Source organism: Membranihabitans maritimus (assembly GCF_021729145.1).
Taxonomy (GTDB): domain Bacteria; phylum Bacteroidota; class Bacteroidia; order Chitinophagales; family Saprospiraceae; genus Membranihabitans; species Membranihabitans maritimus.
Genome location: NZ_JAJSLW010000002.1, coordinates 237,318 through 250,178 on the forward strand (window position 1 = coordinate 237,318; position 12,861 = coordinate 250,178).

General features: G+C 38.3%; 9 protein-coding genes. 4 read left to right on the forward strand and 5 right to left on the reverse strand.

Translation table 11 applies throughout. The annotated features are described in order from the left end of the window. Positions 1-7 precede the first annotated feature (7 nt). From LVD47_RS02980 to uvrB, 4 genes are all read right to left on the reverse strand, one after another. Entirely contained in the window at positions 8-3,112 is a 3,105-nt protein-coding gene (locus tag LVD47_RS02980; RefSeq protein ID WP_236974052.1) for a SusC/RagA family TonB-linked outer membrane protein, read from the reverse strand. A 450-nt stretch (positions 3,113-3,562) separates the two neighbouring features. Then, the gene (locus LVD47_RS02985; protein ID WP_236974053.1) at positions 3,563-3,985 is read right to left on the reverse strand and encodes a putative toxin-antitoxin system toxin component, PIN family; all 423 of its coding nucleotides are present in this window, start codon (positions 3,983-3,985) and stop codon (positions 3,563-3,565) included. An 8-nt stretch (positions 3,986-3,993) separates the two neighbouring features. After that, positions 3,994-4,206, reverse strand: coding sequence for a DUF8507 family protein (locus tag LVD47_RS02990; protein ID WP_236974054.1), 213 nt, complete (start codon positions 4,204-4,206; stop codon positions 3,994-3,996). Positions 4,207-4,370: 164 nt separating this feature from the next. Then, on the reverse strand, positions 4,371-6,380 hold the full coding sequence (gene uvrB / locus LVD47_RS02995; RefSeq protein WP_236974055.1) for an excinuclease ABC subunit UvrB: 2,010 nt from the start codon (positions 6,378-6,380) through the stop codon (positions 4,371-4,373). Positions 6,381-6,444: 64 nt separating this feature from the next. On the opposite strand from uvrB, the gene LVD47_RS03000 reads away from it, so the two are divergent. Together LVD47_RS03000 and LVD47_RS03005 are read left to right on the forward strand one after the other, a co-directional pair. Then, complete coding sequence (locus LVD47_RS03000; protein WP_236974056.1) at positions 6,445-7,209, forward strand: alpha/beta fold hydrolase; 765 nt, start codon at positions 6,445-6,447, stop codon at positions 7,207-7,209. Between the two features lie 77 nt (positions 7,210-7,286). Next, positions 7,287-8,924: a S41 family peptidase gene (locus LVD47_RS03005; protein ID WP_236974057.1), complete on the forward strand. Its 1,638-nt coding sequence runs from the start codon at positions 7,287-7,289 to the stop codon at positions 8,922-8,924. A 7-nt stretch (positions 8,925-8,931) separates the two neighbouring features. Here LVD47_RS03005 and LVD47_RS03010 read toward each other — a convergent pair whose 3' ends face one another. Then, entirely contained in the window at positions 8,932-9,372 is a 441-nt protein-coding gene (locus LVD47_RS03010) for an acetyltransferase (RefSeq protein WP_236974058.1), read from the reverse strand. A 213-nt stretch (positions 9,373-9,585) separates the two neighbouring features. Between LVD47_RS03010 and LVD47_RS03015 the strand changes: the two genes are divergently transcribed. Then, on the forward strand, positions 9,586-10,311 hold the full coding sequence (locus tag LVD47_RS03015; protein ID WP_236974059.1) for a helix-turn-helix transcriptional regulator: 726 nt from the start codon (positions 9,586-9,588) through the stop codon (positions 10,309-10,311). A gap of 100 nt (positions 10,312-10,411) precedes the next feature. Continuing rightward, on the forward strand, positions 10,412-12,838 hold the full coding sequence (locus LVD47_RS23975) for a TonB-dependent receptor (protein WP_236974060.1): 2,427 nt from the start codon (positions 10,412-10,414) through the stop codon (positions 12,836-12,838). The last annotated feature ends 23 nt before the right edge of the window (positions 12,839-12,861 follow it).

Sequence of the window (12,861 nt, forward strand, 5' to 3'; positions counted from 1 at the left end):
TGTCTTTTTAGAAGGATACGTTAATTGAGAAATTATAACTTTTCACGGCGGGATATGTAAAACCTCCAAAGCCGTCGTCCCCGTTGCCATTGGCCCGGTTACTTTCCGGGTCATACCCAGAAAACGGTGTACTCAACCACAAATTATTTCCCACAAAACTGACGCGTGCTCCTTTCATTGGAATGGTTTCAAACCACTTCATAGGCAACTGATAAGAGAGCGATAGGTTTCTCAATCGAACCCAGTCGGCGTCTTCTACAAAATTTTCAGTGATACCGCGGTAAACATTACGATAAAAACCAGCTCCATAGTCCACACCATCAGGTCCCACGCCCTGTCCTTTAAAAACCTCCATCGTATTTGGTGAACCGTCTGCCAGGACTCCGTCAAAAACGACCATGTCTTCACGATCAAGAGTGTATGGTGAAATTCCAAAAGCCGCAAAGAAGTTGTCCATTTGATTGTACTTTTGGACCCCCTGGCGGGTATCAAAAAGAGCCGTTAGTGTCAAATCCTTCCATGTAAAAGTAGTAGATAAAGATCCAAACCACTTGGGTTGGGTGTTTCCGAGTATAAGCTGATCTGTATTCCGCTCCGGGAACCCATCTTCTCCGATTAAAATGGGGGCGTCTTCATCAATGAATTTAGGATCGGAAGGGTTGGGATTATATCGTGCATAACTTGTACCATATATATTTCCGTATGCTTCCCCTGGTACCAGATTTAAAGAAGCCGTGGCTCCTGCATAACCGTAGTGGCTGCCCAGGAAGATCTGGTCTACGCCTTCGATGATCTCCAATACTTCATTTTTATTGGAAGTATAGTTGAATCGAAGGTCCCAGCTAAAGTTGTTTGTTCTAATAGGGGTAACATCTAACCCTATTTCTACACCCTGGTTTTTAATTGATCCTGCATTTAGGATAAAAGTCGTAAACCCGGTCGTTTCGGAAGTAGGTACGGGAACGATTTGATCTTCACTCACATGGTTGTAGTAGGTGAAGTCCAGGCCTACCCGGCTTCCTATTGCAGATAGTTCAAGGCCTGCTTCAAAAGTAGACGTGCGCTCCGGAGACAGAGTGGAAGAACCTTTTGTATTTTGTCTAGTGAAGGCACCTATGTCATCTGTTCCATACGTAACATTTGTTCTGTAGGGATCTGTATCTTTTCCGATTTCAGCATAGGACAACCGTACTTTCCCAAAGTCAAAAAATCCCTGAAAAGGTTCAAAGTGTTCAGTAAATACGTATCCCAGGCTAAAGGAAGGATAAAAGAAGGAACGGTTTTCCATTGGCAATGTTGAACTCCAGTCATTCCTACCGGTTATGGTAAGGTACAGAGCCCTGTCATAATCAATAGATATTTCCCCAAAAGCACCAATCAGTCTTTTTTGGGAGAGATAAGTAGAAGAAGATAGCGTTTCGGGGTTGACATTGTTAATGCTGAGCCAATTCCATACACTTAGTTCCTCTCCTTCTGTGGAAATCCTGTTATAAGATTGGTCCAGAAGATCATGCCCAAGCAATAGGTTGGCCTGTATTTTGTCAGAGAATTCGTGATTAAAATTCAACATCAGGTTAGAGTTTATATCCCGGCTTCTCATCCTTGTTTCTTCGACAAATCCCAGTCCATTATCTTCGTGGACATTTTCACCTTCAATGCCTGTGGGACCTGGTGCTCTTCTGTATCTAAAATCAGAGTATTGGTCCAGTCCCAAGCGATAATTAATACCAAACCAATCCGTAACCTGGTAATTTATGTTGAAGTTTCCAATATACCGGTCTACATCGTCTGTCAACTTATTGGTCTTGGCTCCATAGGTAGGATTATTTCCTACGGCACCGTCGTTGCGATAGCCTTTCATTGTACCGTCTTCAAATTCAAAATCTTTAACATCGACCCTGGGAGACCAATAGGTTAGACTTTCATTATAACGGTCAGCATTTACCCGGTCTCCACCTGAATTGATATAACTAATACCGGCATCGATTTTAACCTTGTCGGTAGCTTGAATACTTCCGTTAAACCGGGCTGATAAATTTCCATAATTGGAAAAAGGCAATACCCCAACGTGATCGAGGTTTGAGAGAGACAACCTAAAGTTTGATTTGTCTGTGCCTGCTCCCATGGCAAGAGTGTTTCGCCACTTATTTCCTTTTTGATACCCGTTTATATAATTATTGTACAAGATATCAGGATGCGAAGGGTCAATTGATTTTGCTTCTTCAATGGATGGTCCCCATGTGGGCCAGAAAGAATTAGGGTCATAACTTCCCAGATATCCCTGTGTGTACTTTCTTTGTGTCTCCGGGTGTTTGTTAATCTCTTCAATGCCATAGGTAGAAGTGTAGTCAACGGTTAATTTACCTTCCTTCCCTTTTTTGGTAGTGATAATTACAGCACCATTGGCAGCTCGTACACCGTATAATGCTGTTGCTGCACCTCCTTTCAGAATACTCATGGATTCTATGTTATCGGGGTTAATGTCCCCTACCCTGTTGGACATATTTCGACTTTCTCCTCCACCGACGGTATATGTAGAATTATCTATGGGCACTCCGTCCACGATAAACAGGGGTTGGTTATTGGCTCCCGGGTCCAGCGAATTAATTCCTCGTATAACAATTCTAGATGACTGTCCCGGACCGCCACCACTTGAAGTAATTTGTACGCCCGTAGCCTTCCCCTGCATAGCATTTACCAGGTTGTCCTGGCCAGAAACCTCCAGGTCCTTTGCATCAATATTTTCGACTGCATAAGGCAGGGCTTTTTTATCCCTGGAAATGTTCTGGGCAGTAATCACTACTTCATTAAGCTCATTACCTTCCATCATAACCACATCTATGGTTGACTGGTCTCCTATTTCCACTTCTTTGCTTTGATAACCGACGTAAGAAAAGCGTAGGGTTTGACCTTCTTCGGCCATAAGGCTGTATTTGCCATTAAAATCAGTCACGACCCCTTCATCGGTTTCGACTATCACAATATTAGCAGCGATAAGAGGAAGGCCGTCTTCATCTGTGACCGATCCTTCGATTCTTTTTTCCTGTCCGATTAAGGAAAAACTACTCGCCAAAACGGCAAATAGGGTTAATAGTAAAAATTTTGTTTTCATAATGCACATGTTTGTATCCAACTTGCCCGGTTGGATGATCTAATAAAAATGAATGTAATTTTTGTATCAATCAGAGTGTTAAATCTATAATTTCATATGTTTTGTATTCATTAAAGTTAATGGATACTTTGTCTAAATGAGATTTAACTATAAGTCAAATTTAATAAAAAATTAATATTTAATTACCAAATTCCAGACAACTAATTACCAAAAATAAAAATGTTGTCAATTTCAATGTGGGCATGGGCAAGCTAAGTTGGGAAGATTGAAGAAATTATGCTTTGGTATATTGTTACAGGAACTATTGGATGGGAGTTGCCAGCAACGAGTTACGAGAAAGTAAAAGATTAACTCAAAGCTCGAAACCCCGGACTCAAGGCTCGAAACTCTCGGCTCAGACAAAGGAAGATTGAGCTTTTAAAAAAACCATTCAATATGACTAATTATAATTTAATCATAAACAAAAGATTTAAATTTCTTTGGGTGTAAAACATTTAGTGGAGGAAAAGTTAATTCTTTAAAAATGTCAAAATGTTTATCGAAAGTTATTAATGCATCTGCTGAAGCAGATAGTGCTAAATCGGCAAATTTATTATCATCGGGGTCTTTTTTTATCAAACCCCACCTATAATGTGGTTCTGCAAAAATTACATTAGTAGCTGAACAAAGAATACCAAGAACAAAATTTGCTGTTTTTTCAGAGTAAAAGTTTGTCAATTTTTCAGCGTATTCAGATAAAACTTCAGTACTTACCACCCAATTAAACTTCTTTTCCTCAAAAGCTTGGTAGATAATAAATTCAGGGTTAGAACGGTTAATTGTCGTTATTAAAACATTAGTATCAATGACTAATTTTAACTTTGGAAACGACATAGCCTAAATTATTGATCACGCAGCTTTTGGTAATCCTTACTTGTTATACCCTTTGCTTCAACAACTCTATTCACTTCTTCTTTCAATTTCCTGGAATAATGATCGACTAACAAATCACGGATTTCAACAGATTCTTCATAGGTCATTTCTCGGTTAAAAATTCGAAGTAAACTCAGTTGTACCTCATTTAACCCGCTCATCTCTTTATTTCCCGTTACCATATGTCATTATTATTTTATCATCAAGTGTATAAAGTTAAGTAAATTCCTTCCCATTTTCAAGATTACAACATTTTTTAGCTGTAGTGGAAAATTAGTAGTTTCCAAAAAGCTATGAGTTACGAGAAAGTAAAAGATTAACTCAAAGCTCGAAACCCCAGGACTTTCTAAAGCTTCTTCTTCAGTGCCATCATTTCATCTCGGTATTGAGCAGCAGAAATAAAATCGAGATCGGCAGCAGCCTTTTTCATCTTCTTTTCTGTGGCTTCTATGGCTTTTTCCAGTTGGTCTTTACTCATATACTCCACTATGGGGTCGGCTGCTTCTGTCGCAGCTTCCGTAGGCCCGGTATAAGCTTTTTTACCTCGAATATCAAGGATGGATTTTGAGCTCAAGATCTCTTCCCTTGTTTTGGATACCGTTCTCGGGGATATATTATGTTCTTCGTTGTACGCTATTTGCTTAGCCCTTCTCCGGTTGGTTTCATCGATGGTTTTTTGCATGGAGTCTGTCATTTTATCCGCATAAAAAATGACAAGCCCGTTTTCATTTCTCGCAGCCCTACCGGCCGTTTGGGTAAGCGAACGTTCATTCCGTAAAAACCCTTCTTTATCTGCATCAATAATGGCCACCAGTGAAACCTCCGGCAGGTCAAGCCCTTCCCTTAGTAAATTTACTCCAATCAGTACATCAAAAACCCCTAATCTTAATTGCTGTAAAATTTCTACGCGTTCAAGTGTGTCAACTTCTGAGTGAATATACCGACATTTAATATCTATTTTTTGCAGGTAATCGGTCAATTCTTCGGCCATTCTTTTAGTCAACGTAGTAACCAGGACCCTTTCGCTTTTATTGATCCGTTGGTTGATTTCATCTAATAAGTCGTCTACCTGATTGTAGCTCGGGCGAACTTCAATTGGTGGATCAAGCAATCCGGTAGGGCGAACTACCTGCTCTACAATCAGTCCCCCTGTTTTCTCCAATTCATAATCCCCCGGAGTAGCGCTTACATAAATTATTTGATTGGTCATCCCCTCAAATTCTTCAAAATTTAAAGGTCGGTTATCCATGGCTGAAGGAAGGCGAAATCCGTAGTTTACCAGGTTCATTTTGCGCGCCCTGTCACCGCCCCACATGCCCCGGACTTGCGGAAGAGTAACGTGGCTTTCATCGATCACGGTTAGGTAATCTTCGGGAAAGTAATCCAGTAAGCAAAATGGACGGGATCCGGGCTCTCTTCCATCGAAAAACCTCGAATAATTTTCTACCCCATTGCAATATCCTAATTCCCGGAGCATTTCCAGGTCAAATGTTACTCTTTCGTGAATGCGTTTGGCTTCGAAATACCTTCCGTCAGATTCAAAATATTTCTCCTGTTCTCTGAGTTCATCTTCGATGTGGGTAATAATACCATTGATTCTATCTTTTGGTGCAAGGTATAAGTTTGCAGGAAATATGGCTGCGTGTTCGAGATTTTCAATGCGCTTTCCGGTTTCTATTTCAATCCTCTCAATTTCCTCTATTTCATCACCAAAAAATGTAACCCTGTACCCATAGTCTACATAAGGTAAATTAATGTCTACCGTATCTCCACGGACTCGAAAAGTTGCCCGGTTAAATTGGTTCTCGGTCCTCGAATATAGGCTGCCTACTAATTGATACAGGAATGAATTTCTCGTAATTACCTTACCTTCATGGATTCGTATAATTCCCGTTTTGAAGTCTTCCGGGTTCCCCATGCCGTATATGCAAGAAACAGATGCTACAATTATGACGTCTCTCCTTCCAGACAGTAAAGAAGATGTAGCGCGCAACCTTAATTTATCAACTTCTTCATTAATTGATAGGTCTTTCTCTATAAAAGTATCTGATACAGCAATATAAGCCTCGGGTTGGTAATAATCATAGTAGGAAACAAAATATTCTACAGCGTTATTGGGAAAAAAATCACAAAATTCTCCGTACAATTGGGCTGTCAGGGTCTTATTGTGAGTAATCACCAATGTAGGTTTATTGACTTTCTCAATTACATTTGCGATGGTAAACGTTTTTCCGGAACCTGTTACCCCGAGCAACACCTGGGCTTCATCACCTGCATTGATTCCAGAAGTTAACTGATCAATCGCTACCGGCTGATCACCAGTGGGGGAATATGAGGATTCTAATTTAAATGGCATAGGTTATGATAAACATATATTGCTTAAATGTGGTTCAATTCTTGTTTGATAAAAGTAAAAATTTATGTTGAAATTAAATTATCGCGCATTGGGTGAAGGCCAGCCTATGGTTATCCTTCACGGATTGTTTGGGTCGCTGGACAATTGGGCAACATTGGGGCGCAAGTGGTCAGAGGAATTTAACGTGATCCTTGTCGATTTGAGAAATCATGGAAAATCCCCCCATACATCTTCTCATTCTTACCCGGAGATGGCAGAAGACGTAAACCGGTTTTTGGAAGAACACGACCTTTTTGATGTCTGTTTATTAGGTCATTCCATGGGTGGCAAGGTTGCCATGCAAACAGCGCTTAGTTTTCCTGACCGGCTTAATTCGATAATTGTGGCAGATATGGCACCTAAAGCGTATCCCAGGGGGCATGATAAAATTTTTGAGGCAATGAACGCGTTGAACTTAAATGTGACTTCGCGAAAAGAGCTGGAGGAAAAATTATTTGAATATTTAGACGATAAGGGAATTGTGCTTTTTTTATCCAAGAACTTAAAGCGTTCTTCTACGGGCTTTGAATGGAAATTTAACAAAGAGGTATTGGAAAAGGATTATGAAAAAATAATACGTGCTCTCCATTCATCAAACTCGTTTACAAAACCTGCTTTATTTATAAAAGGGGAAAAATCTCACTACTTAGCTGAAGAAGACGGGAGTATAATTGCGCCCTTGTTCCCGCAGTATCAGTTAAATATTATTGAAAATGCGGGTCATTGGATACATGCGGACAATCCAAACCGTTTTTATAATGTAGTCCGTCAATTTTTACATAAATTGTAAAGCGGAGTGCAACGAAAGGAAGTTTTCCCATTGCAAACGAATAGATAAATATTTAATACTGCAAAACCAAAAATCTTATGAAGTTTTCACGAAATATACTTCTGCTTATATTCTTCCTAATGCCCTGGCTTTCCTTTGTCAATCAACCAATACAAAGTAAAGCATTTGAGATAACGAAGAATCTGGAGATTTTTGCAGATGTCTACAAAAATCTTAATAAGCATTATGTTGAGGAACTGGACCCCTCCACTATAATTAATGTCGGATTAAAGGCCATGATGAAATCCCTTGATCCTTATACAAGGTTTTATTCGGAATCAGAAATTGAAAGTTACCGGTTTCAGACGGAAGGAACCTACGATGGGATAGGTGCCAGGATCAAAAAAATTGAAGATGCAATTACGATTATTGAACCCTATGAAGGAGGTCCTGCAGTGGAAGCCGGGTTGAGGGCCGGTGATAGAATATTGAGCGTTGATGGGGTAGACGTTCTGGGAAAATCCAATGAAGAGGTAAAAGATATTTTGTTGGGAACCGGTGGATCAGAAGTTGTATTGGGAATTGAGCGATATGGCACTGGGGCACTTGAAAAGATTACGGTTGAAAAAGGAGAAGTTAATATTAAAAATGTTCCTTATTCGGGAGTTATCAAGGATGGTTATGGTTACATTGCACTGAGTACATTTACCGGAAATGCAGGAAAAAATGTTCGCGGCGCGTTGTTGGAAATGATGAATAACCACGAATTGAAAGGAATTATTTTTGATTTAAGGGGAAATGGAGGAGGATTGCTTCGTGAAGCAGTTGAAGTGTCCAATGTGTTTCTTCCGAAAAATAAAGTGATTGTTTCCACAAAAGGTAAAATAAAAGAAGAGCAAAGATCATATAAGACTATGAAAGATGCAGCTACACTGGAACTTCCTGTGGTTGTACTTGTCGATGAAAATTCAGCTTCTGCGTCGGAAATTGTAAGTGGTGCACTACAGGATTATGATCGTGCTGTATTATTAGGCGAACGAACGTATGGGAAGGGTCTTGTGCAAATAACGAGAAGCCTGCCATATAATAGCCAAATGAAATTAACGACATCCAAATACTATATCCCCAGTGGCAGATGTATTCAATCTGTAGAATACGATGAAGAAGGGGAGCCAATAATGATCCCGGATTCTCTAAGGACGAAATTCAAAACGGAAAAGGGTCGGACTGTTTTGGATGGTGGTGGGGTCAAACCAGATGTTGAATTACCGCAACATTTAAATCCTGAAATATTAAAACACCTTCAGGAGAATAATATGATCTTTTATTATGCCAATGAATATTATTTGAATCACGAAGAGATTCCGGAAGCTGCTGAATTTGAATATGATGATTACAAAGATTGGTTGAATTTTCTCAAAGCGAACAAGTTTCAATACCAATCCGATTTACAAAAGTCATTAGACAAATTTGTGGATGAATTGAATGATAAGGAACGCTTTTCAAAGCAAATTACATCTATCTCATCGGAACTTTCTAAGGATAAGGAAATGGAGTTGGAAAAGTACAAAGATGTTATCCAGCAAGAAATCGGAAAGGAAATAGCGAGCAGGTATTATTTGCAAAAAGGGAAAATTTTGTATTCGTTGAGACATGACTTACAGATTGATAAAGCGATAGAAATAATGTCAGATTCTACGACATATAATTCTATTCTTTCCACATCGGATGAGTAAATTGCAATTATTTCAATTTCATATGTAGTATTGGATACGGCTTTCCAGTAGCATCTAATTCGGAGCGTTCTGTGACCGTAAAACCGCAGTGCTTGTAAAACCCAACAGCCCTTTCATTTTGTTCGTTTACATCGACTGTATTGGTCCCGAGTTTTTCAATGGCGAATTCCACTAACAATCTTCCCAGACCAATTCCGAAGTAGTCCGGATGTATGAACAGCATTTCAATATTTTTTCCAGTCGTTCCCAGAAATCCAACTATTTCATCATTCTCAGTTCTAAGGACGCTCAGTTCTACAATATCCAGATATTTATCCAATATTAAAGGTTTATAGTATTCGATGTCTTCCTCTTTCAGGAAGTGATGAGTAGCGCGAACTGATTTTTCCCATATCCGAATGATTTCAGGATATTCATTTTTTGAGGCTTTTCCTATATTATGTTCCATCCATACAAACTTCTAACTAAACGGCTCAAATATAGTAGATACTATTTACAGCAATTGGATGGAAAGGAAGAAATGCACGTAAATTTTGTTATATTTATAAAGTATAATTGACTGGTTTTTGCATTTATTTTGCAAAGTGGACTCAATTTAGTTTTTTTTATTTCAATTTAGTTAGTTGACGTCATTTCAAATAATGATTTGTAGCCTAGAGCGATGGAAAGATGTATTCAAATTTCGGAATATATAGAATTGTCTATTTGTAAAATCAATACTACAATTTCCTCTTATGGAAGGATATTTAAAAAAAGAGGTGATTTTGTTTTTGAATTTTGTATGATAGATGAGGATACGTTAATACAGACAAACAATCAGGCATTTTTAATAAAAATTAAAGTACATCAAGCATTTTTTGATAAGTATGAAGAAGAGGTAATGTATCATACTAAGAAACAAAAATTAAACTTTAAAGTACAATCAATTCTATTTGAACTGGTGGATATCATTCCACAAAATATTGAAAAGAAAATACTCATAGAAGCAAATTCACTTTTCCTGATACAACAGCTATTAGTCAATTCCAATCCTATGTATATCAACAAGGGAATAGATGGATCCCCGCTGAATGAGGAGAAGGTTTCTGAAGCGGAGAAGTACATATTGAAAAATTTATCCCAAAAGTTAACTATTCCCCAAATAGCCAATAAAATAGGAACTAACCAGGGGTATTTAAAAACAAGTTTTAAAATTCTAAAAGGGGAAACCATATACTTTTTCATCAAAAGGAAGAGAATGACACTTGCAAAACACCTTATTCTTACATCCAATTTATCTATTTCAGATATAGCACATAAAGTGGGTTATAGTTCTCTAAGTAGTTTTAGCCAGGCTTTTAGCAGTTATTATGGGGTCAAACCCAGTATGTTTGTGCAATCGAAGTAATAAATTTCCAATTCCTAAACTATTTTTTCTTCTCTATAAACTTATGAGACTAATTTTCTGATAATATTGCATCATTTTAAAATTAGTCTAAATAAGAACAGTGTGTAGAATTTATACAATACGAATTTTTCTTCTTTATGTATTAGTAAGTGTTACTTCTGGTATTCAGGCTCAGGAGACAAGCTTATACGGATACGTGTATACCGGAGATAATAAGCCACTTACAGGGGCATCCATTTTTATTGACTCAGTAGAAATGGGCGCAGTTTCAGGATTGGATGGTAGTTATAGTATTGAGAATGTAAAGGCAGGGAGCTATTCGATTCGAGTTTCTTATATTGGTTTCAAGCCGGTAATGACCAATGTAAAACTAGAGCCAAATAAGGCAACATCAGTTGATTTTACATTAGATGAGGGAGTAGAAGAAATATCAACTGTGGTAGTTCAGGCTAAGACACATAAAGCAGAAATCGAAACCCAGGGATTTGCTGTAAATACTATCAGTACTGAGAAGGCAGGGCAACGAAATATCCAGACAAATGAATTATTAAATACTTCAGTTGGTGTTAAAATTCGGCAGAATGGAGGCCTGGGATCAAATGTTGAATATTCATTAAACGGACTGTCGGGAAGTGCAGTACGCATTTTCATAGATGGTATACCGCTTTCCACTTTCGGTTCTTCATTTAACCTGAATAGTATTCCCCCATCAATGATTGAAAGGATTGACGTGTATAAAGGTGTTGTTCCCGGTCACCTGTCAGATGATGCTCTCGGAGGTGCTATAAATATCGTCCTCAAAAAAGCAGCAGGAAGTAATTTGAATGCTTCATTATCATACGGTTCTTTCAACACGCTACAGGGAAGTTTTAATGGTTTATACCGGTTCGAAAATTCAGGCTTTACCATAAAATCCTCCGGGTTTCATAATTATTCTGACAACAATTACAAAGTATCCGGTAGAAGTGTTGTGGTGGCGGGACTAGGAGGAGTTCAAACTCCTGTTACCGCCAGGAGATTTAATGATGCGTACAGATCGACAGGTGGAATGATAGAGATAGGGTATACCGGAGTCGAATGGGCAGACCAATTTTTTATTGGGTTTACAGGATCCAGTGATTACAAGGAGGTTCAACACGGTGCGTTTATGACTATTACGCCTTATGAAGGTAGGTTTTATTCATCCGATGCCACATTGGCAAATCTTTCTTATAAAAAAGCAAGTCTCTTCACCGAAGGGCTGGATATTACATTAAATGGATATTATGGCCAGCGCAACCGTCAGGTTAATGATACGGTTAGTTGGGCATACAGTTGGAATGGACAGCGAGCTATCGATTTTAGGGGGGATGAATACCAGTATAGTTGGGATTCTCAACAAGAGGGAGGTCCTTCTCTGGCCAAAATTAACAGAAATGTAGCTGCGATAAGAACGGGATTGTCCTATAGTTTGAATGACAATCATAAATTATTAATCAACCATGTATATAACAGGATTGACAGGGAGGATAGTGATATCCTGAGATCCGTATTGGAAAATACTTTTCGTGGTACAAGAGATTTATATAAGAATATAGTCGCTTTGACGTATGAATTAAATGCCTTTGATGAAAGGTTGAAGTCAAGCTTATTTGGAAAATACTATCAACAAAAAACAACGAGTATTGACCCAGCTGTTGAAATAAGCTCTGATGGAAATAGACGAATAGTAGACGAAGTGGTAAGTAGTAATAAAGTTTATGAGGGGTATGGTTTTGCTGTGTCTTATGCTATCACTCCAGAAATCACCCTATTGACTTCAGCAGAGAAAGCCGTACGACTTCCGAATGAAACGGAAATTTTTGGGAATGATGGCGATAATGTAGTTGCAAATGCCAGTATCAACCCCGAGCAGAGTAATAACTACAACCTGGGATTTAGGTTTGGAGCATTTAATTTCAACAATCATAAATTTACGCTCTCTACAAATATTTTCACCCGAAATATCAAAGATAGAATTGGCCTTCCCATTGAAACATCGTTAAATGTAGACGATGAGTTGATCCTATATGTAAACCAGGGTAGTGGTACATCAAAAGGAATTGATGTCCAATTTAATTATAGCCTTGAAAAAAAATTATTCCTCAATTTCAACTTTTCTAAATTTGATTTGAAAATAGAAAACAGAGGTGTTGAAATTGATGTGCCTAATACCCCATTTTTTACAATGAATGGAAACCTCCAGTACTCTTTAAGGGATTTAATTCAGAAAAACTCAAGGCTCGATCTTTTTTATACATTGTATTTTACTGATGAATTTTCTTATCTGGTTCCTCAGGGCTCGAATACTGTGGGGGATGATTTTTTTAAAGTTCCTGACCAATTGGCACAGGATTTGGGAATAAGTTATGCTTTTCCAAAGAATAATATTGTTGTCAGTTTTGATGTCAAGAATGTCTTTGATAAACCGGTTTATGATAATCTATCTGTCCAAAAGCCGGGAAGAGCTTTCTACCTGAAATTTAACTACTCAATTAATACATTTTAAATTATTAAATAATAAGAAATGAC